General features: G+C 49.0%; 30 protein-coding genes. 16 read left to right on the forward strand and 14 right to left on the reverse strand.

Going from position 1 to position 26,736, the window contains the following annotated elements:
• The first annotated feature begins 123 nt into the window (after nt 1-123).
• Nucleotides 124-1,182, forward strand: a complete 1,059-nt coding sequence (locus EFO84_RS09840; protein ID WP_127347891.1) for a DUF2066 domain-containing protein — start codon at nt 124-126, stop codon at nt 1,180-1,182.
• Complete coding sequence (gene hda / locus EFO84_RS09845; RefSeq protein WP_127347892.1) at nt 1,182-1,859, forward strand: DnaA regulatory inactivator Hda; 678 nt, start codon at nt 1,182-1,184, stop codon at nt 1,857-1,859. Before EFO84_RS09840 ends, hda begins: the two co-directional genes overlap by 1 nt.
• On the opposite strand, the gene EFO84_RS09850 is transcribed toward hda, so the two are convergent.
• From EFO84_RS09850 to arsC, 3 genes are read right to left on the reverse strand one after another with little or no spacing between them, the layout of a single operon-like run.
• Complete coding sequence (locus EFO84_RS09850) at nt 1,856-2,248, reverse strand: DUF2069 domain-containing protein (RefSeq protein WP_127347893.1); 393 nt, start codon at nt 2,246-2,248, stop codon at nt 1,856-1,858. The genes hda and EFO84_RS09850 overlap by 4 nt on opposite strands.
• Nucleotides 2,249-2,252: 4 nt before the next feature.
• A complete protein-coding gene (wrbA, locus tag EFO84_RS09855; RefSeq protein WP_127347894.1) occupies nt 2,253-2,825 on the reverse strand; it encodes an NAD(P)H:quinone oxidoreductase in 573 nt (190 codons plus the stop codon).
• Nucleotides 2,822-3,175, reverse strand: a complete 354-nt coding sequence (gene arsC / locus EFO84_RS09860; protein ID WP_127347895.1) for an arsenate reductase (glutaredoxin) — start codon at nt 3,173-3,175, stop codon at nt 2,822-2,824. The genes wrbA and arsC overlap by 4 nt, the downstream gene beginning before the upstream one ends.
• Before the next feature lie 45 nt (nt 3,176-3,220).
• Here arsC and EFO84_RS09865 point away from each other — a divergent pair, with 45 nt between their 5' ends.
• On the forward strand, nt 3,221-3,688 hold the full coding sequence (locus EFO84_RS09865; protein ID WP_127347896.1) for a TlpA family protein disulfide reductase: 468 nt from the start codon (nt 3,221-3,223) through the stop codon (nt 3,686-3,688).
• Here the strand turns inward: EFO84_RS09865 and bepA are convergent.
• Nucleotides 3,677-5,119, reverse strand: coding sequence for a beta-barrel assembly-enhancing protease (gene bepA, locus EFO84_RS09870; protein ID WP_127347897.1), 1,443 nt, complete (start codon nt 5,117-5,119; stop codon nt 3,677-3,679). The two genes, EFO84_RS09865 and bepA, sit on opposite strands and share 12 nt — an antisense overlap.
• 162 nt (nt 5,120-5,281) lie before the next feature.
• Between bepA and EFO84_RS09875 the strand changes: the two genes are divergently transcribed.
• Complete coding sequence (locus tag EFO84_RS09875; RefSeq protein WP_127347898.1) at nt 5,282-6,358, forward strand: AI-2E family transporter; 1,077 nt, start codon at nt 5,282-5,284, stop codon at nt 6,356-6,358.
• Nucleotides 6,359-6,362: 4 nt separating this feature from the next.
• On the opposite strand, the gene bcp is transcribed toward EFO84_RS09875, so the two are convergent.
• Nucleotides 6,363-6,824 (reverse strand): thioredoxin-dependent thiol peroxidase, encoded by a 462-nt coding sequence (bcp, locus tag EFO84_RS09880; protein WP_127347899.1) that lies wholly within the window; start codon nt 6,822-6,824, stop codon nt 6,363-6,365.
• Nucleotides 6,825-6,949: 125 nt separating this feature from the next.
• On the opposite strand from bcp, the gene dapA reads away from it, so the two are divergent.
• The 3 genes from dapA to purC are packed head-to-tail and all read left to right on the forward strand — an operon-like array spanning nt 6,950 to nt 9,650.
• On the forward strand, nt 6,950-7,825 hold the full coding sequence (gene dapA, locus EFO84_RS09885) for a 4-hydroxy-tetrahydrodipicolinate synthase (protein ID WP_127347900.1): 876 nt from the start codon (nt 6,950-6,952) through the stop codon (nt 7,823-7,825).
• Between the two features lie 13 nt (nt 7,826-7,838).
• Complete coding sequence (bamC, locus tag EFO84_RS09890) at nt 7,839-8,897, forward strand: NlpB/DapX family lipoprotein (RefSeq protein ID WP_127347901.1); 1,059 nt, start codon at nt 7,839-7,841, stop codon at nt 8,895-8,897.
• A 39-nt stretch (nt 8,898-8,936) separates the two neighbouring features.
• Nucleotides 8,937-9,650 carry a phosphoribosylaminoimidazolesuccinocarboxamide synthase gene (purC, locus tag EFO84_RS09895; protein WP_127347902.1) on the forward strand — a complete coding sequence of 238 codons (714 nt, stop codon included), beginning with the start codon at nt 8,937-8,939 and terminating at the stop codon, nt 9,648-9,650.
• On the opposite strand, the gene EFO84_RS09900 is transcribed toward purC, so the two are convergent.
• The 4 genes from EFO84_RS09900 to EFO84_RS09915 are packed head-to-tail and all read right to left on the reverse strand — an operon-like array spanning nt 9,633 to nt 12,025.
• On the reverse strand, nt 9,633-9,785 hold the full coding sequence (locus EFO84_RS09900) for a DUF2897 family protein (RefSeq protein WP_127347903.1): 153 nt from the start codon (nt 9,783-9,785) through the stop codon (nt 9,633-9,635). The genes purC and EFO84_RS09900 overlap by 18 nt on opposite strands.
• Nucleotides 9,773-10,531, reverse strand: a complete 759-nt coding sequence (locus tag EFO84_RS09905; RefSeq protein ID WP_127347904.1) for a M15 family metallopeptidase — start codon at nt 10,529-10,531, stop codon at nt 9,773-9,775. Before EFO84_RS09905 ends, EFO84_RS09900 begins: the two co-directional genes overlap by 13 nt.
• Nucleotides 10,525-11,658 (reverse strand): succinyl-diaminopimelate desuccinylase, encoded by a 1,134-nt coding sequence (gene dapE / locus EFO84_RS09910; protein ID WP_127347905.1) that lies wholly within the window; start codon nt 11,656-11,658, stop codon nt 10,525-10,527. The genes EFO84_RS09905 and dapE overlap by 7 nt, the downstream gene beginning before the upstream one ends.
• Entirely contained in the window at nt 11,651-12,025 is a 375-nt protein-coding gene (locus EFO84_RS09915) for a Spx/MgsR family RNA polymerase-binding regulatory protein (protein WP_127347906.1), read from the reverse strand. The genes dapE and EFO84_RS09915 overlap by 8 nt, the downstream gene beginning before the upstream one ends.
• 187 nt (nt 12,026-12,212) lie before the next feature.
• On the opposite strand from EFO84_RS09915, the gene yfbV reads away from it, so the two are divergent.
• The gene (gene yfbV / locus EFO84_RS09920) at nt 12,213-12,620 is read left to right on the forward strand and encodes a terminus macrodomain insulation protein YfbV (protein WP_127347907.1); all 408 of its coding nucleotides are present in this window, start codon (nt 12,213-12,215) and stop codon (nt 12,618-12,620) included.
• 30 nt (nt 12,621-12,650) lie between these two features.
• Here the strand turns inward: yfbV and xthA are convergent, their stop codons facing one another.
• Nucleotides 12,651-13,460 (reverse strand): exodeoxyribonuclease III, encoded by an 810-nt coding sequence (gene xthA / locus EFO84_RS09925; RefSeq protein ID WP_127347908.1) that lies wholly within the window; start codon nt 13,458-13,460, stop codon nt 12,651-12,653.
• A 185-nt stretch (nt 13,461-13,645) separates the two neighbouring features.
• On the opposite strand from xthA, the gene EFO84_RS09930 reads away from it, so the two are divergent.
• From EFO84_RS09930 to EFO84_RS09950, 5 genes are read left to right on the forward strand one after another with little or no spacing between them, the layout of a single operon-like run.
• Entirely contained in the window at nt 13,646-14,716 is a 1,071-nt protein-coding gene (locus tag EFO84_RS09930; RefSeq protein WP_127347909.1) for an alpha/beta hydrolase, read from the forward strand.
• 8 nt (nt 14,717-14,724) lie between these two features.
• Entirely contained in the window at nt 14,725-15,822 is a 1,098-nt protein-coding gene (gene hemH, locus EFO84_RS09935) for a ferrochelatase (protein WP_127347910.1), read from the forward strand.
• Nucleotides 15,800-16,018 carry a hypothetical protein gene (locus tag EFO84_RS09940; protein ID WP_127347911.1) on the forward strand — a complete coding sequence of 73 codons (219 nt, stop codon included), beginning with the start codon at nt 15,800-15,802 and terminating at the stop codon, nt 16,016-16,018. The genes hemH and EFO84_RS09940 overlap by 23 nt, the downstream gene beginning before the upstream one ends.
• Nucleotides 16,015-17,481, forward strand: coding sequence for a phospholipase D family protein (locus tag EFO84_RS09945; protein WP_205701973.1), 1,467 nt, complete (start codon nt 16,015-16,017; stop codon nt 17,479-17,481). The genes EFO84_RS09940 and EFO84_RS09945 overlap by 4 nt, the downstream gene beginning before the upstream one ends.
• Nucleotides 17,482-17,515: 34 nt before the next feature.
• Complete coding sequence (locus EFO84_RS09950) at nt 17,516-18,877, forward strand: MBL fold metallo-hydrolase RNA specificity domain-containing protein (RefSeq protein ID WP_127348233.1); 1,362 nt, start codon at nt 17,516-17,518, stop codon at nt 18,875-18,877.
• On the opposite strand, the gene EFO84_RS09955 is transcribed toward EFO84_RS09950, so the two are convergent.
• From EFO84_RS09955 to EFO84_RS09965, 3 genes are all read right to left on the reverse strand, one after another.
• Nucleotides 18,874-22,398 carry a putative bifunctional diguanylate cyclase/phosphodiesterase gene (locus EFO84_RS09955; protein WP_127347912.1) on the reverse strand — a complete coding sequence of 1,175 codons (3,525 nt, stop codon included), beginning with the start codon at nt 22,396-22,398 and terminating at the stop codon, nt 18,874-18,876. The genes EFO84_RS09950 and EFO84_RS09955 overlap by 4 nt on opposite strands.
• Before the next feature lie 63 nt (nt 22,399-22,461).
• Nucleotides 22,462-22,902 (reverse strand): GNAT family N-acetyltransferase, encoded by a 441-nt coding sequence (locus EFO84_RS09960; protein WP_127347913.1) that lies wholly within the window; start codon nt 22,900-22,902, stop codon nt 22,462-22,464.
• 2 nt (nt 22,903-22,904) lie between these two features.
• Complete coding sequence (locus EFO84_RS09965) at nt 22,905-23,495, reverse strand: YceI family protein (RefSeq protein ID WP_127347914.1); 591 nt, start codon at nt 23,493-23,495, stop codon at nt 22,905-22,907.
• A 156-nt stretch (nt 23,496-23,651) separates the two neighbouring features.
• Here EFO84_RS09965 and EFO84_RS09970 point away from each other — a divergent pair, with 156 nt between their 5' ends.
• The 3 genes from EFO84_RS09970 (at nt 23,652) to EFO84_RS09980 (ending at nt 26,380) form a co-directional block, all read left to right on the forward strand.
• Nucleotides 23,652-24,161, forward strand: coding sequence for a fasciclin domain-containing protein (locus EFO84_RS09970; RefSeq protein ID WP_127347915.1), 510 nt, complete (start codon nt 23,652-23,654; stop codon nt 24,159-24,161).
• A 99-nt stretch (nt 24,162-24,260) separates the two neighbouring features.
• Nucleotides 24,261-25,190, forward strand: a complete 930-nt coding sequence (locus EFO84_RS09975; protein WP_127347916.1) for a mechanosensitive ion channel domain-containing protein — start codon at nt 24,261-24,263, stop codon at nt 25,188-25,190.
• Between the two features lie 2 nt (nt 25,191-25,192).
• Nucleotides 25,193-26,380: a GGDEF domain-containing protein gene (locus tag EFO84_RS09980; protein ID WP_127347917.1), complete on the forward strand. Its 1,188-nt coding sequence runs from the start codon at nt 25,193-25,195 to the stop codon at nt 26,378-26,380.
• Here the strand turns inward: EFO84_RS09980 and EFO84_RS09985 are convergent.
• A complete protein-coding gene (locus EFO84_RS09985; RefSeq protein ID WP_127347918.1) occupies nt 26,360-26,734 on the reverse strand; it encodes a YchJ family protein in 375 nt (124 codons plus the stop codon). The genes EFO84_RS09980 and EFO84_RS09985 overlap by 21 nt on opposite strands.
• Between the last annotated feature and the right edge of the window lie 2 nt (nt 26,735-26,736).

Below are 26,736 nucleotides of genomic sequence, written 5' to 3' on the forward strand. Positions count from 1 at the left end.
TGTTAAAAGTGTAGCACAGCAAATGCAAAGGTTGAATGAACAATGAGTTATCCACAGCTTGTTACTTGCCCGCAGGGCTTGGGCTGATTATGATGGGGTCATTACTGTTTATTTGAGGCCACTATGCCGTATCAGCTGCTCTCTCTGCTTCGCTTTGTCACGCTTGCGACACTGCTGTTGTTTAGCTCTCAACCAGCACGAGCTGCGGTGGAATTGACTGCGCTATATCAAGCCCACGTTGAGGTGTCGACGCAAAGCACGGCAGAACGTACCAAAGCTCTGCAGCAAGCACTGTCGCAGGCATTGTTACGCATTTCTGGAGATGATCAATTATTACAGCACCCACAAGTACTGCAGGCATTGCGCAGCGTGTCGGACTACATCATGCAATATGCGTATCAGCAACACGCTGAACAATTACAACTTTGGGTGCAATTTGATCAGGATAAAATTAATCAACTGATTCAAAACGCAGAGTCAGGTATTTGGAGTAATTTACGCCCGGAGCTACTGGTTTGGGTGGTGCGTGAAAATGAGCAATTACAGCGGCAATTGGTCGGTCGCGATGAGTCATCGGAATTATTAACACAACTGCGCGATACCGCTCAGCAACGCGGTTTACCGCTGAAGTTTCCGTTACTCGATTTGAACGACACCATGGCTATCAGCGCACTGGATGTATGGGGACGCTTTGACGACGCCCTCAGTTTTGCCTCGGCACGTTATCCACACGATGGTGTGATTGTTGCCCGTATTTATCAGGCTGATCCAAGTTTGAACACAGACCTGTGGATGGCGGATTGGACCTTACAATTAGGTGATATTCGTTGGCGCGGTGAGGTGACTAGCCCCGATCAGCAACAGCTAGGAGCTCTGCTGATTGCCCAAGTCAGCCGAGAATTGGCGCAACGCTACCGTATTAGTAGTACCGCTGCACAACTCAATCAATGGCAGATGACGGTGCATGAGTTGGCTGACATTACACAAGTAATTGCCGCCGAGCAGCTACTGGCCAGTCTGCCGGCGGTTACTAGTGTGCAATTGACTGGCTTTGGCGAGCGTACCGCAGTATTTTCGATTAGCCTGCAAGCCGATCCAAATAGTATTGTCCAAGCCCTAGATCTGAGTAAGCAATTACGGCCACTGCCTGATGCGGCCCATTACCGCTGGGTTACTGATTAATGAATGCCCAGCAATTACCCTTGGCGGTTTCCCTTCCTGTTGCTGAAACTTTCGCAACCTGGGTCGGTGGAGGCAATACCGATGCAGTTGCGATGTTAACCAGTAGCCAGCAGCCTCTGGTATACCTGTGGGGGCCTTCAGGGGTCGGTAAAAGCCATTTATTGCACGCCCTTTGCGCTGAATATTCGCAGTTGATTTATTTACCATTAGCAGAACTCAAAGGCGTGGTTGATGCTAAGTGTCTTCGCGGTTTGGAAAACTATGCATGGGTCTGTTTAGATGATATCGATGCGGTGTTGGCAGACCCCGATTGGTGTCATGAATTATTCACCTTATACAATCGCATTGATGATCAGGGCAGTACTAAGTTGGTGGTTACCGCCAAACAAGCCCCAGCTCAATTGACGGTTCACTTAGCAGATTTAAAATCGCGCTTACAATGGGGTCTCACCTTACATATTCAGGCGCTTGACGACAGCCACAAAGTACGCGCTATCCAGCTACGCGCCCAAGCTATGGGCTTAAGTTTGAGTACCGATACCGCGCAGTTTATGGTACAGCGCTTACATCGTGATTTACCCAGTTTGATCAACGCGTTAGAGCGGCTTGACCAAGCTTCCATTGTGGCTAAACGAGCCCTGACCACGCCCTTCGTGAAAGCGGTATTAGAGCTTTAGCGCTGTTCTTTTAGTGGTTTGAGACCGAGCCCTTGCGCACGACCTTGCATGCGGGCATAGCCGGTACAGCCAACAAACGCCATGCTGGTTAGAATCAACTCAGCAATCGCCCAATCACGTTGCAGCGGTGCCACGTATAGCATGGTCAGGCTGTGTAAAAAATACCACATCAAAATGAAGTTGGCCCAGGCATGGGTATAAGCATGACCACGGATAATCCCGTAAAGCGGAAATAGTAATGGTATCACCCAAAACCCTAAGCGGAATTCCAAGCTTAGCGAACTGGCACAGTTACAGGTGATCTGCCAAATCAGCATTAACGCCAATAAACCCAGGTAACTGGCCAATGCCAGTAGACGAAATTGACGAATGGTTTGTACTGCGGCCATGACTTTAACTCCGTGCTGTTAGTTGTGTTGCGAGCTGGGCGACGCGTGCGCCAAGCGCCTGGGCCGCTTGACGCTCATGCTGACTCAGCTGATTCCCAGCCGCATGCTCAACATGGCTTGCGCCATAAGGAGTACCTCCGGCGGCGGTGGTTTGGATAGCTGGCACGGTATAGGGAATACCGGTAATCAGCATACCGTGATGCAGTAAGGGCACCATCATGGACAGTAAGGTACTCTCTTGACCCCCATGCATGGAACTGGAGGAGGTGAATACTGCGCCTGGTTTATCCACCAAAACACCCCGTAACCAAGCACTCGATGAGCTTTCCCAAAACTGCTGCAGCGCACTCGCCATATGACCAAATCGCGTGGGACTCCCCATGATTAAAGCGTCGCACTGCTCTAAATCAGCTAAGGTAACGGTCAAATCACGCTGACTAGCAGGTTCACCAGCACTGGTTACTGTGCGCATAAGCGCTTCGCCGCCGACACTAGCGATACCATCAGCGATAGCATCAGCAAGTTGTTGGGTGGCGCCATGACGGCTGTAGTAAAGCACCAGCACCCGAGCCGTCATGATAGTAATTCCACTATTGCCTCGGGAGGACGGCCAAGTTTGGCGCGCTCGCCAACCACTACAATAGGACGCTCGATTAGCTGCGGATGTGCCGCCATAGCTGCGATAAATTGTTGCTCGCTGCTTGCCGCGTTAAGTCCTGACTCGGCAAAGGCCGTTTCTTTAGAGCGCACTAACTCACGCGCTGAAGAAAAACCGAGTTGCTTCAGTAGCTCTCTGATCCTTGCCTCTGAAAGCACATCCTGCAGATATAAATGCACCTTGGGCTGAATACCGTGTTGCTCTAATAGTTGCAGGGTTTGTCGACTTTTCGAACAGCGGGGGTTGTGATAAATAGTCACTTCAGACATTCTAGAACCTCTTAATTTTGTCTTCGATAGCTTAAGGTATCGCGCATGCAATGTCGATTTTTACCCGCAGTAGCAGGTGTTACAGCCATTCTTAGTAGCCTGCTAATCAGCTGCACGCCCGCTCCAGATTTTCACACCGATAGCGACGGAGCCATGCATTGGCAGCAGCTAAAAGGTCGTTATGTAGTGGTGAACTATTTCGCTGAATGGTGCGCACCCTGTTTAAAAGAACTGCCTGAACTCAACACCTTTCATCGGCAGCATAGCGATCAAGTGACGCTGTTAGGCGTTAGTTTTGACCCGCTGGATAATCAGCAGTTGGCGCAGTTAAAGCAGCGTTACGCCATTGAATTTCCGTTGATCCAATTGCAACCTGCACCAAAGTTACCATTTGCTATGCCACGCATGTTACCCGCCACCTATATTATCGATCCCGAAGGGAAGGTCAGTGGCCCGCTGCTAGGCGAACAGGATCTGCATAGTTTGCGACGTGCCAGTGGTTTAGCCGAATAAATCGTGCAATTGCCGCTTTTGTGCCATGAGTTGTTCGATACGAGCTTGCAGACGGCGCCTATCTAACTCACTTTGATTACCCTTGTGGGCCAAGTGTAAATTATTGATGGCTTGGTCAAAGGCGCCATGCATGGCGTACAATTCAGCCCGTGTTTCGTGCATAGCAGCGCTATTACCTTGCTGTCGATAGGCTTCAACGAGCAACTGCAGGGCGATAACATTGCCATCATCGCGCAACAAATAATCCCGCAGTAGCTCGATGGCTAAAGCCGGTTGTTTGGCTTGAATAGCAGCATTGGCAAAATTGACCGTGATGACTTGCTCGCGTGGTTCTCGCATATAGGCTTTTTCGAGTAATTTCAGCGCCTCATTCGCACGGCCTTGCGCCAGTAAAATATCGGTTTGTACGTCAAGATAAAAACCATTCATGGGTTCATGATCGAGTAACGGCGCTAACACCTGTTCCGCCTGATCGGCTTTACCTTGGTCGAGCAACACTATCGCCAGTGCATAGCGATTGGCGTTATCAACAGCAGTGAATTGCTCACGCAATAATGGCCGAAGTGCCTCTTCGTTGAGGAGCTGTAAATGCCGCGCTTTAACCCGTGCTTTAGCTAATAGATAGCGCGACTCATCACGGTTCACTGGGCGCGGTAGCGCTTCGGCGCGAACCCGCGTGTCAGCAATTCGAGCTTCTGAAATAGGGTGAGTTAATAACATTTGCGGAACTTTGGTGGCGTAACGATGTTTTTCGGCTAAGCGACCAAAAAATCCTGGCGCACCCATGGGATCATAACCAGCTCGCACCAACATGGTTAAACCAACGCGGTCCGCTTCTTGCTCAAATTGTCTGGTGTAGTTAATTTGTAGTTGTTGCGCTCCGGCTATGGTGGTGCTGAGTGCAGCCATGCCTAAATCAGGGCTGATCATCCCCAATAATACGGCGCCTAGCATGGCTACTATGGTATTTGGAGAGGCATTCTGCAGGCGTTCCATATTGCGGACGATATGCCGTTGCGATACGTGGGCAACTTCATGCGCCATCACCGATGCTAATTCTGATTCGGTCTCGGTCTCGGCAATTAAGCCAGTATAAAAGCCGATATAACCACCGAAAAAGGCAAAGGCGTTGATATCATTCTGGTTGATCCAGAAGAATGTAAATGGAAAACGCACATCATCAGCTTCACGCACCAAACGGGTGCCCATATCTTTTAAGTATTCGTTTAGGACAGGGTCGCCAACAACCGGTGCTTGCGCACGAATTTGCCGCATGTAGAGATCGCCAAAGGTGCGCTCGCGCTCAACCGACATAACGCTAATACCCGCGGTTCCTATCTCAGGCAGACGATTTTGCTGCGCAACGCTGGTTGCGCTGCTCATGAGCAACAAGGTGATAATAACCGATGGTAAAAGTTTGGATAACTGCATGATTCCAACTCGTTGTGACGCTAAGCTTAGGATACCTGTTTCAGCTAAAGGTTCCACCGTGACTGGGCAGTGTTGATGCAATTGATTCTTTTGTTTCGATTGTAACCCAGACCACAAGCCAGCTATGATGAGTATACGCAACCACCAAGGAGTGACAAGGTCATGTGGGACTATCTAAAAACCTGGTATCAACGCAAATTCTCTGATCCAGATGCCATTACCTTGTTCTTACTGCTGATATTCAGCTTTGGTTTAATTATTTTAGTGGGCGAAATTCTCGCGCCTATTCTTGTTGCGATTAGTTTGGCGTATTTGCTCGACTGGCCAATTCAACGCATGGAGAGCTTAAAAGTAGGGCGAGGTGCCGCGGTACTGACGGTATTTTTGCTGTTTATTGCGCTCAATGTGGCCCTGATTATTTTCTTGATGCCAGTTATCTGGCAGCAGTCGCTGGCGCTGTTCGCGGAATTACCGCAAATGGTGGTGAAAACCCGTGTGTTACTGGATAAATTGCCGGAATTATTTCCAGATTACATTGAACCGAGCCACATCACTCACTTTGTAGATACCAGTACCCAACGTATTATTCTTTTTGGCGAGACAGTGCTTGCGCAGTCGTTTAGTCGCATCATCGGTATTATGGCCTTACTGATTTATTTCATCATTGTGCCATTACTGGTGTTTTTTATGCTCAAAGACAAGCATGTGCTGATGTCTCATGTGTCACGTATAATGCCGCATAATCGCCGCTTGATTACCCAAGTCAGTAACGAAATGAATGTACAGATCATGAATTACATTCGCGGCAAAGCGCTCGAAGTGGTGATCGTTGGTGTCACTAGCTTTGTAGTGTTTGCTTTATTTGATTTACGCTATGCAGCGTTACTGGCGGTATTGGTTGGTTTGTCGGTGTTAATTCCCTACATCGGCGCAGCGGTAGTGACCTTGCCGGTATTCTTGGTGGCACTGTTTCAATTCGGCTGGAGTGCTATGTTTGCTTATGTCATGGCGGCTTATTTGCTGATCCAAGCTCTCGATGGTAACGTTTTGGTGCCGCTATTATTCTCTGAAGCGGTGAGTTTAAATCCGGTTTATATCATTGCTGCAGTATTGGTCTTCGGCGGTATTTGGGGCTTTTGGGGGGTGTTCTTCGCCATCCCGCTAGCAAGCTTGGTGAAAGCCGTACTGACGGCATTGTCGAGCAAAGCCGACAGTGTACCGCCAGTGGCCCAAACCTAAACGCTTAGAGGGCAGCTAACACCACTTGGTGGTGATTGCTGGTTTTGAAGTTATCGAACACCTGAGCAATGCGGCCATCTTGATTAATAAGAAAGCTGATGCGGTGCAAACCATCGTAGGTTTTACCCATAAACTTTTTACTGCCCCAAACACCGAACTGTTCAGCAACGGCGCGGTCTTCATCACTGAGTAAGGTGAAGTTGAGTTGGTCACGCTCGGTGAATTTAGCTAAGCGCGCAGGGGCGTCGGTGCTAATACCCACGGTAATGACACCCTGTTGTTGTAACTGTGCTTGGTGATCGCGCAGTTGTTGCGCTTGCACGGTGCAGCCGGGCGTCATAGCTTTTGGATAAAAGTACACCAATACCCGACCTTGTGACAGCAACTCGGTAAGCGCTACTGGATCACCATATGCATTGCGAAGCGTGAATGCTGGTGCTTGATCACCGGCTTGTAATGTCTGCATAAAACCTCCTCATTGAAGTGTGGCTAGTGTAGATGAACATAAAGCGGTCTGCAAAGCCGCTTGCCCCTTGTGTTTGGGGGGTACTGAAAGTACCATTGACAACTTATTCGCAAACAGGAGTGCACATGTTAACAGGTAGTATCGTGGCCTTGGTCACCCCATTTACCAGTCAAGGTAATGTTGATTTTGCCTTCTTAGAGGCACTGGTTAATTGGCATGTTGAACAAGGTACCGATGCCATTGTTGCTATGGGCACAACCGGTGAATCAGCCACCATGAGTCATGATGAGCACGTAATGGTGGTCAGTGCTATTACTGAACTGGCAGCTGGTCGCATCGCTGTGATTGCCGGTAATGGGTCAAACTCTACCAGTGAAGCTGTACACCTTACGGAGCGTATGAGTCATCTACCACTGGCTGGTTTTCTTAACGTCAATCCCTATTACAATAAACCATCGCAATGCGGCTTAATGGCCCATTATCGGGCTTGTTGTGAAGCCAGTGACCTACCGCAATTGCTGTACAACGTGCCCAGTCGCACCGGTGCTGACTTGCTCCCGGAGCAGATTGCAGAATTAGCTACGTTACCAAATATTGTTGGGATCAAAGAAGCCACTGGAGACATCTCCCGCGTGGCTCAACTTCGTGAACTCTGTGGTGACGATTTTATTTTACTGAGTGGTGATGACCCAACCGGGTGTGACTTTATGCTTCAAGGTGGGCGTGGCGTTATCAGCGTTACTGCCAACGTGATGCCGGCACTCATGAAACGGATGGTCACAGCAGCATTGGCCGGTGAGGCTGATACGGCGCATAACTATGACCAGCAGATGGCCACTATTCATGCCGCGATGTTCGTGCAAGCCAATCCAATACCGGTAAAATGGGCATTGAGCCTGATGGGCAAATTACAGCCACATTACCGCTTGCCTATGACCGAGCCGGAGTTGGCCCAACAACATCACATTGAACAAACATTAAAACAAGCCGGTTTAATTTAGGCGCGGAGTATTCATGAAAGTTTCTGCAGTAACTATAACGAGTCTGGCCGTGGTATTCATGAGCGCTTGCTCGTTTACGCCGAAAGAGCAAGCCAGCGGCTCATTTGACTATGTTGCCGTGCAGGCACAACAAGCAATAATCCCCGCTGCTGATTTAAGTCTGCCACCAGCGCGCGATACTTATGCGGTTCCGCCGGTTGAGGGTCAGCGTGACATTGGTGCTGCAGTCAATATTTTGGCTCCGGTACTAGTGTGGCCAACAGCCGCCGGTAGCCGGGTTGAAGAGGCTGATACTCAAGTGCGAGTGCACTTTGATGAAGTGGAAGGCACGGATGATTTGCCCAGTTTGATTTGGGCAGCCAGCCTTGCTCGGCTGCAAGCCGACAGTATTGCTGTGCAAACAGAGCGAGTACAACAGCTGATCGAAACGGGTTGGGTTACCGAGCAAAAAACGATTGGTGATGACGAGCTTGAACTGATCATCGAACGTCGCTTTGCGATTGAATTTGAAGCGCCAGCGCATGGTCGCACGGTAGCCGTGCAAGTCAATTTGCTGGAGAAAAAGGAAAGTGGTGCAGGGGCAGGTTTACGTCCAGGTTTAGTTGACGACCGTAACCAAGCGGCGTTACTACTCAATAGTCTAATCAACGAAGTGGCCGTGCGCCTGATTTCTACGCAGAAACAGATTAGCCCAGATACCTACACGGTGAGCGCTGGTTTTGACGGCAAAGGTTATGCCGCGCTGTTAGTTGATACGAGTTTCATCAATACGTGGACCATTGTTGGTTTAGCGCTGCCCGAGCTGGGCTTTACTGTGGACGATTTAAATCAATCAAGCGGGCGCTATTATGTCACCTATAACAGCGAATCATCAGTGCTTGGTTCGCTGGCATTTTGGCGAGACAATCCGAGCTTAGCGTTAACCGATGGCGCTTACGAGATTTTGGTGACAGGTGACCAAACGGCTACCTCAATCACCTTTTATCGCGACGGCCAGCCATTGCCTGCAGCTGAGGTTAATGCATTATACGCACCATTTGCTGCTGAATTCCGCCGCCAACTTGAGTTATAATGGCGGCCTTTAATTTATCTTGCTGGAGTTGAGCTGAGTATGGAAAAACGCACTGAATTGTACCGCGGTAAAGCGAAAACGGTGTTTACCACCGATAACCCTGAACGCTTGATTCTGCAATTCCGTAACGATACCTCAGCCTTTGATGGTGAGCGTATCGAACAGCTAGACCGTAAGGGCATGGTGAACAACAAGTTTAATAATTTCATCATGCAGAAACTCGAAGCGGCAGGTATCCCAACCCAACTCGACCGTGTCTTAAGCGATACCGAAACCTTGGTAAAACGTTTAACCATGATCCCGGTTGAATGTGTGATGCGCAATTTCGCCGCGGGCTCGCTGGTACGCCGTCTCGGTGTTACCGAAGGGCAGCCACTGAATCCACCTACCTTTGAGCAATTTCTGAAAAATGATGCCTTGCATGACCCAATGGTCAATGAATCCCTTGCGATTAGCTTTGGTTGGGCAACCGCTGAGCAGTTAGCACGTATGAAGGCACTGACTGTGCAAGTCAATCAGGTATTATCAGCGCTGTTTGACCAAGCTGGGCTAATGTTGGTTGATTTCAAATTAGAGTTTGGTGTTGATGCCGAGGGCAACATTGTGTTGGGTGATGAGTTCAGTCCTGACGGCTGTCGTTTGTGGGATAAAGAGACCAAGAAAAAACTCGACAAAGACCGTTTTCGCCAAGGTTTAGGTGGTGTGGTTGAAGCATATGAAGAGGTGGCGGCGCGTTTAGGGTTGGTTATCTGATTCACGCTTTTGCTTTTCAATTTCATCCAAATGCCGTTGCTTAAGCGACGGCATTTTCATATGTGCGGTATGCTTTACCAGCATGATATTGCCAATAATAATGCCGAATACAATCAATAGTGCTAGCCAAACCATACGGCATCTCCATCTTCGTTAGGTCCACAGACCTGATCGATATAGCGTTGTTTTAATTCAGCTAATTGAGCTAGTACAAAGTCCTTTCCGGCCAATTCGCTGGCTACTAAAACTTGCTGCAATAGTTCAGTTGTTAGCTGACCTGCCGCTGGCGCGGCTAGCTGGCTGTAGCTCAGATGCCATGGCTCGGCAGCAACGCCGCCTTGATAGCGAGCATAAGGCAAATGAAAGCCGAAATCGCTGGCATGCTGTTGCAGCCACAGTGCGGCATCATAACACGGCCCGCCATGTTGATACTCAGCAGCAATCAATTGCAACGGTTGTTGCTGTTGCTCAAACCAACGCGGGTCATACACGTCGCAGTCGGTACCCCAATGATGACGACTAGCGCCGGGCAGGGCTGACCAAGTCATGATAGCTGCGACGCGCTCGCCGCAACTGAGTTGTTCAGTGTTTAATAGCTGCCCTTGTTCATCGTAAAGCGGGGCGTGGCCCAAATATTTACGGTTCCATATAGCCAATTGCCGGTCAAAGTCACGAAAAGCAGAGGCGATGGCCAATTCAATACCGTCGGCGCGGGCAGCGGCTTGCATGGCAATAAAGGCGTCCCACACTGGTGCTTGCAAGCGTAACGCGCTAGCAAAGTCAGGATGACGTTGCACATGACTGGCTTGTTGCCCAGTCAGCTCGGCAACCGTAAGCTCAGTAATGGTTCGGTCACCCGCCGATACGGGCTGCTTCAGCATAGCAAGCGTTCCAGTAAGTGTTCATAAATATCAGCCAATTGTTCGATATCAGCGCTACTGACGCATTCATTGACTTTATGGATGGTAGCGTTCAATGGACCTAATTCAATCACTTGTGCGCCGGTAGGGGCAATGAAGCGGCCATCAGAAGTGCCACCCGAGGTCGAGAGCTGGGCGCTAAGTCCAGTACACGATTGCACTGCTGCCAAGGTCGCCGTGAGTAATTCACCAGCAGCGGTCAAGAAGGGTTCTCCGTTTAACTTCCAGTTCAGTTGGTAATCGAGTTCATGCTTAGCTAGGATGCTGGTGACCCGTTGCTTTAAGGTCGTAGCGTCAGTTTCAGTGCTGTAGCGAAAATTAAACTGCACCAATAGCTCGCCCGGAATGACATTACCAGCGCCGGTACCAGCATGGATATTGGAAATTTGTAGGCTAGTCGGTGGAAAAAATTCGTTGCCGTTATCCCAATGTTGTTGGGTCAATTCGGTGAGTGCAGCCATAGCTTTGTGTATGGGGTTATCAGCTAAATGTGGGTAAGCCACATGGCCTTGTATACCATATACGGTTAAATCGCCGCTTAAGCTGCCGCGGCGGCCATTCTTAATCACGTCACCTAACTGCGCTGAGCTAGATGGCTCACCAACTACGCACCAGGTGATTTTTTCATCGCGTGCTTCAAGGGTTTCCACCACTTTTGGGGTGCCGTTAATAAACGGCCCTTCTTCGTCACTGGTGATTAAAAAGGCAATACTGCCGCGGTGATTGGGGTGCTTGCTGACAAAGCGTTCAGTGGCCACCACCATTGCTGCCAAGCTACCTTTCATATCGGCGGCACCACGGCCATAAATCATGCCATCAACTTCGGTAGCTGAAAATGGTGCGTAGCGCCAGGCCTGCTCAGGACCACTGGGGACTACATCGGTGTGACCCGCGAAGCAGAACAACGGCTCAGTGCGACCACGACGTGCCCATAAATTAGTGGTATCGGCAAACACCATCGGTTCTAAGTCAAAACCAACTGCCGCTAAGCGTTCACCCATCAGGGTTTGACAACCCTCATCACTGGGGGTGACCGACGGTCGCTGAATGAGCTCTCTTGCTAGCGCGATAACCGCACCCTTAGCCATGCTGTTGGTCCAATACGAGTTGCCATTGGTGGGCATTAAAACCCACACAATAGTGGCCATTGATGGCCAGTAGCGGGCGTTTCATCAGGGTCGGGTAGCGTTGCAGTAATTCTACCGCCTGTTGGTCGCTGTTGATGTGCTGCTCTGCGGCGGATAATTGCCGCCAACTGGTTGATCGCTTATTTAGAAGATTATCGCGACCAATGTGTGCCAGCCACTGCTGTAAGGTGGCCGCCGACAAGGGCTCACTGCGCACATCATGAAAGACTATTTGCAACTGTGGATACTGCTGCACAGCTTGTTCAAGCCAGTTACGTGCTTTACGCACGGTGTCACAATTAGGGATTCCGTAAATGGTTGCTTGCATGGTGTTGTTTTCAGTCACATCATAAGTTAGAAATCACAGACCTGCATTGTGGCAAACCTCACTAGAATTCTCCACAAAATATGTGGATAAGTCTGTGAGTTAGCTGGGCTGAAACCACTAAGATATTGATTTTAATGATAATTACGCGTTGCTCGAAGAGTGAGCAGTACACTGAAAAGGTGAGCCAATGAGTTTTTTTAAAACCTTTGCCCAAGGTCAGCACTATGCCAACTTATGGCCGCGCCATGCCATTGTGGCGGCGCTACCCGAAGCAATGGTGGTGCCAGCGGTGGCATTCGCTGCGCGCTGGATGCCGGCCGTGGCGGTGGTTAATTTTTTAGTGCAATTTCAATGGCAGGGTGAAGCGATGATCCCGCAAGCCATAGTGACCTCATTATTTTTACTATCGATGCCGCTACAAGGTTGGTACTGGTTGGGAAAACGAGCGCACAGTCAATTACCTCCGCGACTGCAGCAATGGTATTTAGAGTTGATGGCGAAACTGCGTCTGCAGCCCCATGACAAGGCTACGTACTTAGCGTTGATTGTGGCCTTGAACAAGGCCTTGCGAGAACTGCCTCCAGACCAACATTAATTGCGATCAGGTTAGCGGAGGCAGGTGCCATTAGAATTCGAATTCAGACCAAACCGGGGCGTGATCAGAGGGTTTTTCGATGCCACGCAACTGGTAGTCAATACCACTATTACGACAACGCTGAACTAAATCTTGGGTGGCCATAATCAAGTCTATGCGCAGCCCACGGTTATCATCAAAGCCACGTGAACGGTAATCAAACCAGCTGTATTGTTCGGTCAAGGCCGGGTGACAGACGCGGAAAGTATCTTGTAAGCCCCAATTTAACAAATCATTGAGCCAAACCCGCTCTTCTGGCAAAAAGCTACACTTACCAGTCGCTAACCAGCGCTTAGCGTTATCAGCACCAATACCAATATCGCAATCTTGATGAGAGATATTCACATCCCCCATAACAATCACTGATTGCTGCGGATGGTGATGATCGTTTAAATAAGTCATCAAGTCGGCATAGAACTTTTCTTTAGCCGGAAATTTTAACGGGTGGTCGCGACTTTCGCCCTGCGGAAAATAGCCGTTAAGAATACGCACGCTGCTACCATCGGGAGCTATCCAGTCCCCCATAATCATGCGCCGTTGTGCGTCCTCGGCGTCTCCAGGAAAACCAAACTGCGGGTTTTGCAACGGTTGCTTGCTCAGCAATGCGACACCATAGTGGCCTTTTTGACCATGAAAGATGACGTGATAGCCAAGCGCTTCAACATCGGCTTGGGGAAACTGTTCGTCGTGTACTTTGGTTTCTTGTAAGCCAATGATATCCGGCTGATGTTTGGTGATCAGCGCTTCAAGTTGATGCAGCCGCGCGCGCAGCCCGTTAATATTAAAGGAGATAACTTTCATGATAGGTGATGATCTTATCTAGGCCATTAAAAGATGCCCAAAAGCATACCAGAAGGGTTGCCAGCATGCGACTGTCAGCAGCATTGTTCGGCTTGCTTTAGTGGTTGGCGTTATTTAGGTATACTCATTTCATAACATCAACAACAGGGTTGCTTTGGCATCCCATCGGCTAACAAGGACACGGCATGAGCACTGATTTACTGCAGATTCGTGCGGGGCGCGAGGCGTGGTTGCAGATTCAGGAACATGGTTTGCGCGCTGACGATATTAGCCTGCTAATGGGCGCTTCAGGTGGTCCGAAATGGTTCATTCTGCAAGGTTTAGACCGCTTTTTATTTGGTGATTTTTTTGCTAACCGCGAGCGGCCACTTGATCTGCTCGGCAGTTCTGCCGGTGGTTGGCGTTTTGCTGCGTTAGGTCAGCCCGATCCAGTGGCTGCGAGCGAATTATTTTGTCAGCTGTATACTGGGCAAACCTATAGCGAAAAACCGGATATTGCTGAAATCACCGATGAAGCCCGCAAGTTACTCCATCAATACGTTCCCGATTCGGTGGTGCCCGGCATGTTAGCGCAAAATAAATTTCACCATCATATGGTGGTGGTACGCTGCAAAGGGTTAACTGCCAATGAGGGCAAACGGCAATTAGCGGGCATGTTACTGGCTGCTGGTGCGAGTAGCCTAAAGCGTGCATGGCTGGGTAAATTCTATGAGCGCGTGGTGTTCCATCATCCACAGTCGGCGTGTCGGTTTAGTCGTGATTGGCATGATTTGCCGACCACGCATGTAGCCTTAACCGCAGACAACTTTAAGTCAGCGTTGTTGGCCACCGGCTCTATTCCCATGGTATTGGACGGTGTACGTGACATTGCTGATGCACCGGCAGGGGTGTACCGTGATGGTGGCATCACTGACTATCATTTTGATGTCGACTTAAGTGCCGTAGACGGCTTGGTTTTGTACCCGCACTTTTATAGCCATGTGATCCCTGGTTGGTTCGACAAAGCCTTAAGTTGGCGGCGCACCACCGGAAAACAATGGCCCAAAGTGATCCTTATGGCGCCATCGGCCGAATTTGTGGCAAGCCTACCGTACGGCAAAATTCCAGATCGTAACGATTTTGCCCGACTGGATGTACCGACGCGCTTTGCTTATTGGCGTGAAGCGGTCGCACAAGGGCAACGCTTAGCGGAACAGTTGCAAGAATGGATCGCTACTGACCAAATTCGCAACAAAGTTAAACTTTGGACCCCATAGGATCACCCATGAAATTTCAAGGCAGCCCGACATTTACCCACAGCCAGACCGATAAAATCGGCGTATTAGTCACCAACTTAGGTACTCCTGACGCGCCAAAAACGAAAGAATTACGGGTGTATTTGCGTCAATTCTTGTCGGATCCTCGGGTGGTTGAAGTGCCACGCCTGCTCTGGAAATTAATCCTTGAGGGCATTATTTTACGGACGCGGCCAAAGCGTTCGGCGGAAGCCTATAGCACGGTATGGACCGAACGTGGTTCGCCACTGCTGTATATCACTAAGGATCAAACTGACGCACTGCGCAGCAATTTGCAGCAACGTTACGGGGACGATGTGGTGGTTGAGTTCGCGATGCGGTACGGTAATCCGTCCATGGCGTCAGGCTTACAGTCATTGTTTGATCAAGGCGCCCGCAAGCTCCTAGTGTTACCACTTTATCCGCAATACTCAGCAGCGACTACTGGCTCGACCTTTGATGCTATTGCCAGCGATTTCATGCAGCGCCGCTGGCTGCCTGATTTTCGGTTTATCAATCATTACCATGATTTTCCTCCCTATATTACGGCTGTTGCCAACAGTATAAAGGCTTACTGGCAACAACATGGGCAGCCACAAAAGTTGGTACTCTCATACCATGGTGTGCCGTTGAGCTATCTGAAGAAGGGTGATCCCTATCATTGTGCATGCCACAAAACCTCACGGTTAATTGCTGAACAATTGGGTCTTAGCAAAGACCAATACCTAACTACTTTTCAATCACGTTTCGGTCGTGAAGAGTGGCTGAAACCCTATACCGATGAAACGCTGAAACAATTACCCAGTATGGGAGTCAAATCAATTCATGTGGTTTGCCCTGGGTTTTCAGCCGACTGTTTAGAGACCATTGAGGAAATTGGCGAAGAAAACCGAGAGTATTTTATTGAGGCTGGTGGTGAGCATTATGCCTATATCCCAGCTTTAAATGCCGAAGCAGAGCACATTGCTGTGTTGAGCGCTTTGGTCGAACAAAATTTGCAAGGCTGGCAGTTAGTTCACGATGAACAACAGCGCGGTGAATTGGCGCAACAGATGGAGCAAGACTATGGCAAAATCAACGGATCGTGAGAGAGATCGGGTATTTCAAGTATCCAGCAACCGCGGTAGTGCGCAGCATAAGCTGCGTTATGTTGAATCGTCAGTAGGTAGCGAGGACTTACAGGATTGCCGGATGTGCCGCACCGCCATCCCAGCGCAATCACCAACTAACGCGCGTGATGACGCGAAGTTGCTTACTCGCGAGGATGATCAAGCGAACTCATGACGCACCCGATGGCTCCGAGTTGGTCTGAGGCTGTTCAACAGCAATGCGCAGCACACCCGGGCTTGACGGGTATTTTGCCGCTTCCCGATGCACAGGAAGCCTTTGCTGCGCGGGTGTTGTTGATGCAACAGGCGCGTCAGCAAATCGATTTACAATATTATATTTGGCGTAACGATCGCACCGGGACACTGTTGTTTGAAGCGCTACTCGCCGCTGCTGATCGTGGTGTCAAAGTGCGTCTATTACTCGATGACCACAATACAGCGGGTCTTGATGCCATCTTAATTGGGTTACAGCAGCACCCAATGATTGAGGTGCGACTGTTTAATCCATTGCGCGTTCGGCGCCCTCGCTTTATTAATTACCTGTTTGATTTTCGTCGGGTTAACCGGCGTATGCATAACAAAGCCTTCATTATTGACCAGCAGGTCGTCATCAGCGGTGGTCGCAACATTGGTGACGAATATTTTGGCGCCAAAGACGATTTCCTTTTTGCTGATCTAGACGCCTTACTGATTGGTTCAGTGGTGGCGAATGTGGTGACCGAATTTGACACTTATTGGCACAGTGAACACGCACAGCCATTAGGGAAATTATTTCAGTTACAGATCAAGCCTCAGCAATTCGATCAGTTACGCCAGCAAGCACAGCGAATCACTAGCGACCCCAATGCGCAGCACTACGTTGCCGCCGTACGCGAATTACCGTTCATACAGCGTTTGCAGCAGCGGCAGTTAGAATTTGTCTGGGCCAAAACCGAACTAGTTGCCGATCATCCCGATAAGATTCGGGGTCGGGCAAAACGTCATCAGTTAATCACCCACCAGTTACAGCAAGCTATTGGTGAGCCGCACCATAGTTTATCGATTGTATCGCCGTATTTTGTGCCAACTCGCGCCGGCGTTGAGGCCTTGGAGCGTTTTGCTGCTGACGGCGTACGTATTCGCATTTTGACCAACGCCTTAGAGTCAACTGATGTGGCGATAGTACATGCCGGTTATGCGCGTTGGCGCAAACGTTTATTGGCAGCTGGCATCGAATTGTTTGAGTTGCAGAAAATTTCCGCCATGGCACGGCGCCTTGAGCGCAAAGCCAAGCGTCAACGATTGAAGGGTAAAGATCGCTTCGGTAGCTCGGCTTCTAGCCTACACGCCAAAACCTTCGCCACCGATCAGCAACGGGTGTTTGTTGGTTCATTTAACTTCGACCCGCGCTCGGCACAATTGAATACGGAATTGGGCTTTGTGATCCACAGTGAACAGCTCGGACAACGCATCAGCAACGCTTTTCAAGAGTATTTACCTGATTATGCCTACCAAGTTCTGCTGCGTGATGAGCGACTCGTGTGGCAGGAACGTTTGGGGCAACGGCAGATTATCTACAGTAGCGAGCCGGGTGTATCCATTTGGCGGCGTTTCGCCACCCGGATGTTAGCGCTACTGCCGATTGATTGGATGCTGTAGAGTGGTATCAACAGAATAAGCAGGGGATACAGTGATGCGATTGACCTTCTTGGGTGGCACCGAAACCGTCACCGGCTCAAAATATCTACTCGAAACTGAGAGCACCCGCGTACTCGTCGATTGTGGTCTGTATCAGGGCTATAAATGGCTCCGGCGGCGCAACTGGCAGCCGTTACCACTGGCAATTAATGAGGTCGATGCGATTGTCTTGACGCATGCCCATCTCGATCACTCTGGCTTTATTCCGGTCCTCTATAAACATGGCTTTCGCGGTAAAGTATTTACCCATGCGGCGACCGCAAGTCTGTGCGGACTACTGTGGCCAGACAGCGGTAAAATTCAAGAAGAAGATGCTAAGTTTTATCGTAAGCATAAATTGAGTCGTCATGCAGAACCAGAGCCTCTCTATGATGAAGCGACTGCACAGGCTGCACTCAAGTTATTGCAACCAGTTGAGTTTCATCAGCCATTTCAAGTGGGTGATTTACAGTTTAGTTTACAGCCAGTAGGGCATGTCTTAGGTGCTGCCAGTGTCATTGCCTCGCACCATGACTACCGCATTGGTTTTAGTGGTGATGTTGGCCGCCCTCATGATTTGTTAATGCATGCTCCCGAAGCGCTACCGCCAGTTGATTTGTTGCTACTTGAAGCTACTTATGGCGATCGCCGCCATGCCGCTGAGGATGCTTGGCAGCAACTGGCTGAGGTGGTGACTGAAACTGCGCGTGCTGGTGGGGTATTATTGATTCCCAGTTTTGCCGTAGGCCGCGCACAACTATTACAACACATGTTGGTGACCTTGATGGCACAGCGAAAAATACCGCGGTTACCGATATATCTTGATTCACCCATGGCGATCAGTGCCTCAGCTATTTATCAACGCTACCACCAGTATCATCGCTTAACCCACGAGCAATGTGAGAGCGCTTTTAACCAGGTGATATACACCCGTAGTATTGAGCAATCAAAAGCGCTCGCCAGTGAGCGTGGCCCGCATATAATTATTGCTGGTAGCGGTATGGCTACCGGTGGTCGTATTTTGCATCATTTCAAACATTGGTTGGCTGATCATCGCACCACGGTGTTATTTTCCGGGCATCAGGCCGGTGGTACCCGCGGGGCGAAAATGGAGCAGGGGGTAGAAACCATCAAAGTGCATGGGCAGTGGTTGCCGGTGAAAGCTAAAATTCGTCGCCTTGATGGGTTATCGGGGCATGCCGATTATACCGAGCTCGGTGCTTGGTTGCAGCAATCAAAACTACCGAGTCGTAGCCAAATATATCTGGTGCATGGTGAACCAGACGCGCTTGAGGCGATGGCTGATTACCTCAAGCAAACGACCGATTTTGACGTTAATATTGCCGATTATCGCGGTGTACTGCACTTGCCCAGTTAGCTGTTGGGCGCTTTATATTGACTAAGAAACTGCTGTAATTCACCCATTGGCATCGGTTTTGCGAAATAAAACCCTTGCGCGAGAGGGCACCCCATAGCGGTAATTTCAGCCGCTTGTTCAGCGGTCTCGATACCTTCAGCGACTGCTGCAATATTAAGCTGCTGCGCCATGGCAATGATCCCTTGCACGATAGATTTCGAGCTTGCGTGTTGGTTTAAATCATCAATAAAGGCGCGATCGATTTTTAGCTTCTGTACCGGCAAGCGTTGTAAATAACTTAAGCTTGAAAAGCCGGTACCGAAATCATCGATGCAGACATGAATGTTAGCATCGTAAAAGCGCTGTAAAACCGAGATGGCATGATTCATGTCGTCCATCAGGATACTCTCGGTTAACTCCAGTTCAAGGCTATTTGGTGGGATCTGATGGGCCGCAACCGTGGCAATCACATTGTCGTAAAAATCAGCACGATTAAACTGTAAGGCCGACAGATTTACCGCCATCTTTAATGGCCCAAAGCGTTCTAGCTGCTTCAGATCCATACAGGCTTGGTCAAGAGCCCAAGCACTAGCTGGAATAATCTGCCCAGTAGACTCGGCTAAAGGAATAAACTCAGCAGGCGAAACAAAACTACCATCGGCTAGCTGCCAGCGCATCAGCGCTTCGACACCAACCACGGAGTGTGTGGCGAGATCAATGATGGGTTGATAGTAAAGCTGCAGTTGTTGGTTATCGATAGCTTGTTGTAACTGACTGCGCAACATCACACTCGCTTGATAACTCTCGTCTTGTCTACCGGTGTAGAATTGAAAGTGATTGCGGCCCTGGCGCTTGGCTTGGGTCATGGCAATGTCGGCCTGCTGAATCAAGCTCATAGGCTCATTGATACCCGCTTGCCATATCGTAATGCCCATACTGGCCGTCAAATAAATCTTATGAGGATCAATATCATAAGGCTGAGCAATGCTTTGCAGAATATGATGCACTTGGGTTAGAAGCTCATCCATGCTGGCGCAATCAGCAATCACACCAACAAATTCATCGCCGCCAAAGCGTGTTGCCATTTGCGAACCACGAAAACATTTACGCAGCCGTTTTGCTACTTCAATGAGAATACTATCGCCAACCTCTAAACCGAGACTGTCATTAATTGGTTTAAAGCCATCCAAGTCGATAAAAAGCACCGCTAACAAGCCATCAGGATTGGTTTGGCGCATGGCTTGCTGAACATAGTCAGCGAGCGCTTGTTCCATAGATTCGCGATTAGGTAACCCTGTGAGTAGGTCATGGCTTGCTTGATAGCTGAGTTGTCGCTGATTATTGACGAGGTCTGTTACGTCATTTTGAATGCCGATAAAGTGGGTTACCACACCCTGTTGATCTCGTACTGGAGAGATTTTCAGTTCATTCCAGAATGGCTCGCCATTTTTGCGATAATTCAATATCTCAATTCGCAGTTCTTGCTGCTGAGCCAGAGCATCGCGGATACGTTGTACTGACGCCTGATTGGTATCGCGACCTTGCAAGAAACGACAGTTTTGTCCCAATGCGTCAGCGCGGGTAAAGCCTGTGACTTGCTCGAAACGATCATTGATATACACCAGCGGAAATCCGGGTTGTTGCGCATCGGCAATGACCACCCCATTGACACTAACGTCGACACTGCGCTGTAACAGCAGGAGCTGCGCCTCTTGCCGTTTGCGCTCGGTGACATCTTTGGCAATACCAAAGGCACCAATTACCTTGCCATCAATAATAGTGGGCAGATTATTCACATCGATGTGCTGGATAGCACCTAAGCTATCGCGAATACGCAGCTCGTAGCGCACTGTCTCGCCGTTTAACACGCGTTGGAAAAATGTCTGCGCGGTATCAAGATCGTCACTGATGACAAATTCAGCAAAGTGATGTTGTAGTACTTCCTCGCGTGGGCGTTTGAGAATGTCTAACACTGCTTGATTGACGCGTACTAACAACCCTTGCGGGTCGAGGGCGAATACTGCGTCTGGATTGCGTTCGTAAAGTGCATTAAAGCGTTGCTCATTATTATCCAGCTCACGCTGTTGTTGACGTAGTTCTTGTTGAGCGAAATCAAGCCGTTGTCGGTGTTGTAATACCGCCACAGTTTGCTGGGCCATGATCAAATACGAAACCCCGAACAATAGCGCAAAAATCACAAGTAACATGCGTAAGTTGGAGGCGTCTTCTAATTCAACAAAATCACTCATGGATGCCGATAAGGTCATATTACGACCAAATGGCATGGTAAAAGTGGTGTCGGCAAGGAAGAACTGTTGTTTCAGGTCAAGCGGTTGATTATCAAAGCTAATCAGCGGTTGCCCATTCAGTTGACCATAAATACGCAGTGACCCGGGAAGTAATCGGGTATCGGGTTGTAACATCTTTAATAGGTCTAGCACCGCCAATAAATAATGTGAGTCAGCTCGTTGTGGCTGAGTAGGGATCATCATCAATGCCAGTGGACGCATTTCTGCGCTAAGCCGACTACGCGGTATCAGCAAGGAAATTTCGGCTTTCGGTTGATTCAGCCAATTCTGTACTTCGGCACTATCTAGGTAGCGAGGATAGTCATCGATACGCGCACCGTATTGCTGCCAAACCTGTTCGCCACGGTCGGTAAACATATGCATGGCAATCATGTGCGGAATATCGCGCAAGTAGAGACTGGCATCATACTTGACATAATCATCATCGGCAGCGATATCCAATGCTTGCCAGCGTTCGACTAGGCGGCTCATTAATTGAATATTAACTTGTACGGTTTGTTCGCGGGTTTCACTGATACGCGCGACAATCGCATTGGCCTCACTCTCAATATTGCGCAAATGTGACAAACTGAGCGAGAACCAGGTTGAAAAAATGAACAACACGTAAAGAAACAGCACCGCGCCCATGCGTGGGGTGGGTAGTATGTAGCGTTCAATACTCTTGCTGCTGAGTAACAACAAGGTAATACCGAACATAAAAATAATCAGTGCAGCAATTGAGGTCACTGGGGGGTGCGGGCCAATATAAGCGAACCCGTTAGGAATCAGATGTAGCGCCATCATTGCTAGCGCACAGAGTTGCAAAATGATAGCGAAGCCGCGGGTCCACCAGCGTTGTATGCGGTGTTGTGGATTCAACGTGACCGTCACCGCGAGCACCAGAAATACAGCGGCCACGGGTGGATAAAAGTAGTTGTCGAGTTGTTGCAGCCAAGGCCAGTTGAAGGCTTTGTCGATTTGCAGGCCGGCTAAGAGACTATGCAGTGCGCAGACAAAAATGACTATTCCGCCAAGCAATTGCAGAATACGGCGCTGGGTTAATAAACCAATCAGCGCGGCAAATACGGCTAAACTAACGATTGCAGAGGTATTTGAAATGACCCGGTTAAATGGGCTTTCAGGGGCCGTTATCAGGTTAAACAACAAACCCAAAACGCCCACAGCAAGCGTGGCACTTAAGGTAATGAATAATCCGGCGCTAGCGATAATAGTGCTGTTGAGTCTATTCTGCATATGTCGCTTATTATTGTTATATGCGATCGGTACAGCCACTATAGAACGCGGTGAAGCCTAGGGTCAACGTTGCCATTCATAGAGCCAGCGATGTTCACCTGGACCAAAAAAGTCGGCTATGTCATCAATTTTTTCAAAGCCACACTGCTGATAGAGGCGCTGGGCGGCATGATTGTCAGCAGCAACTGTTAAACGAAGCTGATTGACGTTCAATTCTGTGGCTAAAAAATGCTGTAACAATTTGTGTCCAACCCCACGACCACGGGCCGCATGTGCCACTAACATGGACATCAGCCAATGCGGTTGTTGTGGTTCACTAGGAGCCACCAAGAGATAGCCTATTAGTTGCTGCTCAGAGGCAACCCAGAGCCCCTGCGGCCATTGCTGTAATGCTTGGTAAAACAACGCACTTGGGTAACCATGGTCACCGTAATAAGCGCGCTCAAGTGCAGCAATACCAGCAATGTCGCTGTGGATGGCCGGTCTTATGCTGATGGCTGTCATAACTAGCCTGGCTGAGTAAACGCAACACTAAAGGTGACGGGTACCACCAAGTCTATGCTCTGTAAGCCAGCAATAGTTCGTAGAGTTTCGATGCCTACGTCGAGCCCAGCCGCTTTGGTATCAATCATAATAGGCTGCACTGTTGTTGCCAGTAGGCGCTTATCGCCGGCTTTAGTGATCTGCACGGTTGCTGGTAGTTGCAGACGCTGTCCGGCAATTTCCAAGGTCAGTGGCAATTCAACAATAATCGTATCGCCTAATTTCAATTTACTGAGCTGGCTGGGCGGCACCGTCGCCGATACTGCTATATGTGGGAATTGCTCGGCGTTAAACAGATGCTTTGCCATGCGCTCGTTACGAATGGGTATCAGGGTATCAAGCCCACTAACCGGAATACGGATACTGACATTGTCACCTGCCCAAGCGCCAGAAAGCTGAGTGAATCGGTGCAGTTCGGCAATATGGTCATTTTTTACGGAAGCAAAGGTTAGGCGAGCAGTGCTGCTGTCAAGCTGCCAAGCACAGGCAAGAGTGTTAGAGGTAAATACAGTAAGAGCAATCATGCTGATGCTTAACGCAAAACGCTGAAACATGGTTCGAGTTCCTCAAATCAAATGAATAATATCGCGCAGAGTAAGCAGTTTACACTTCTTAACAAAAAGATCTAAACCAGTTACGACAAAACTGCGTAAAAGGATGAACTTTAGGCAAAACGCTTAGAGCGTATTTCACCCAACGAGGAGTTCAGTATGTTACGAGCAATCAAGTTAATTTCAGGTTTAGTATTAGCGGCCGCCGTATCAACATCAGCTATGGCACATAATCATGGTATGAAAGATGCCAAAGATATTGTAGCTATCGCGTCTGCTGACAGCCAGTTCTCAACCCTAGTGGCTGCCGTTCAAGCCGCTGGTTTGGTCGAAACGTTGCAAGGTAACGGTCCGTTCACCGTATTTGCACCAACTAATGATGCCTTCGCAGCATTGCCAGAAGGCACTGTTGAGAACTTATTGAAGCCAGAAAATAAAGCAGCATTGCAAGCGGTATTAACCTACCACGTGTTAGCTGATCGTGTACCTAGCAGCGCCATCGCAGGTAAAACTCTGAGCGTTGCTACGGTGCAAGGCGAAGAAGTATCCATTGATGCAACCAATGGTGTAGTCGTTGGCGGTGCCAATGTGATTGCTGCTGATATCAAAGCCAAAAACGGTGTCATTCATGTAATTGACAAGGTGATTCTACCACCATCAATGCAGTAATTTTTTAACGTCGTATCAGAGCAATAAAACACCGCTTTCGAGCGGTGTTTTTTTTTGACGATTATGTGACAATGGCGACATCTGCACTAAGGAGTCGCCATGACTGAATTTATCCAACAATTGCTCGCCAACTTTACTATTCCCGAGGATATCTGGCGGCCATTACTGAGTTCAGTGATTTTGATTGGCGTGGTGCTAAGTGCTCGGGCTGTGTTATCGAAGTTTATTCGCCGCTCGGTACAGTCGAATGAACTTCGCGGGCGTTGGCTGGCGCAAATGCGCAATGTTTTATTGTTACTGATGCTGCTTGGCTTAACGCTAATCTGGGCACAAGAGTTGCGGACTTTAGCATTATCCATTGTTGCGATAGCGGTCGCGCTAGTGGTGGCAACGAAAGAACTGATCCTGTGTGTTACCGGTTCTATTATTAAGTCTGGTGCGCGCTCGTTTGCTATTGGTGATCGCATTCAAATTAAAGATTTTCGTGGTGATGTGATTGATCAAAACTTATTGACCACCACACTGCTTGAAGTAGGGCCCGGTAAATTAACCCACCAGCGAACCGGTCGGATGATTGTGGTACCTAACGCCATGTTTGTATCCGAACCGCTGATTAACGAGAGTTATACGCACGATTATGTGCTGCATGTGTTTACCGTCCCATTTAAGCGCGAGGACAACTGGCGCCTAGCCAAGCAGGCATTTTTGGAAACGGCGCAAAGCTATTGTGCTGATTATCTGGAAGAAGCGCGCAGTTATATTCAGCGCATGAGCAATGTGCGGAGTATTGATGTGCCCTCGGTTGATCCGCGCGTGACCTTGCAAGTTCCTACCGCAGGTGATATTCATTTGATTATTCGTTTACCTGCACCAGCAGAAAAACGCAATTTCATGGAGCAAGCAATCTTGGCCGAAGTGTTTATGCGTTATGATTTTAGTCAAAAACCCTGTATTGAAAGGGGAGATGCTAATTCGACTGAAAAAGTGCCAGCATCACAGCCCTCCGATAAGCCCAATAAGGTGTTCTAATTATGCCTAGCGCGCAGCTCGATATTTTAACTATCATCGCGCTGCTCGCTTTAGGCTATTTTGTCATTGCCGGGTTGTTGTATCTCAACAAACATCAATATAGTGATCGTCAAGCAGTTACCCTATGGACCTGCGCTCAATTAGCCAAAGGCATCGGTGCCGCAGGGGTAATGCTCGCTGTAGCCCTCGATAGCACCGTAGTGCGAATCGCTTTGAATTTGTTCTTATTCCTTGGCTTCGCCCTCGAGTTTGCCGCCTACCGACTATATGCTGGGCGTATGCCTATTTATCGTTGGCCGGTGTTACTCATGTTGATCGGCTCAGTGGTATTTGTTGCCGGTTTTGTTATACCTGAACCACTACGGGGAAATTGGTGGGCCGCAACCGCTGCTATCAATTTTGCCGTGTTTACGTTTTGCAGCGCTACTACGTTATGGCGTTGGCGGCAACAGCATCGAATCAGCTCCAATTTCGTCAACGTCATTATCGTTACCTATTATTTGCACTTCGTGATTTGTATTCTGCGCGCTTGGTATGCGGTGCTGATTGATGGTCACAACTTTGTCACTCCAGTTCTTACCAATCAGCTCATGCTGGTGTGGAATTTCATCATCATGCTGCTCAACGGTCTGGGCTTTGTGTTGTTGCTAAAAGAGCGTGCTGATGAGCAGCTGCTGCAATTGACCATTCGCGATGCTCTGACCGGTATTTATAATCGCCGTCATTTTGATGAACAGATCCACATTGAATTTGCTCGTGCACAGCGTAATCAAGAGCCCTTAGCCTTAGCGTTCATGGATCTTGATAACTTTAAAGAGCTGAACGACCAATTTGGCCACCAATGCGGTGACCAAGCGTTAATTAAATTCAGTGAGTTTGTGCAACGACGTATACGCACCAGTGACATTTGGGTACGTTTAGGCGGTGATGAGTTTGCCCTATTAATGCCGGCGTCGACAGCAAAACAGGCAGGCCAAAAACTAGAGCGTTTGCGGGTAGAATTCAGCCATAGTCTGCATCAATTGGGTGAGCATCGCTTACAGTTTAGTTTTAGCGCTGGTATCGCTGATAGCGAGTCAGCCAATAACGTTGACGATTTGATCGGTCAAGCGGACCAGGTGTTGTATCAGGTTAAACAGGCGGGTCGCGACCAGGTTGCAAGTACTGAATTACTGAATGTCGCCCCGTAAATAAAGCCAACGCCCATTGACCTTGCGAAATTCAGAACGCTCCTCAAAACATTGTAATTGTTTGCCGTCACGATAAAAGGCACGAAAATGCACCCGCCCTTGGTCATTGTCTTGATCACTGGAAATGACCTGTAATTGCACCCAGTCTGGGTTATCCGATAGGTCCAAATACTCTGGACTGGTTGACGGATGCCATGTATCCAATAGGTAATCATCATCAGCAAGAACAAATGCGCTGTAGCGCGAGCGCATTAATGCTTCGACTGTTTGCGGTAATTGCTCACCACTGTGAAAAACTTCACAGCATTCGTCATAAGTCAGTTCAGAACCGCATGGGCAGAGCTTTTCGTTCATGT

This window comes from Pseudidiomarina mangrovi (assembly GCF_003999375.1).
Taxonomy (GTDB): domain Bacteria; phylum Pseudomonadota; class Gammaproteobacteria; order Enterobacterales; family Alteromonadaceae; genus Pseudidiomarina; species Pseudidiomarina mangrovi.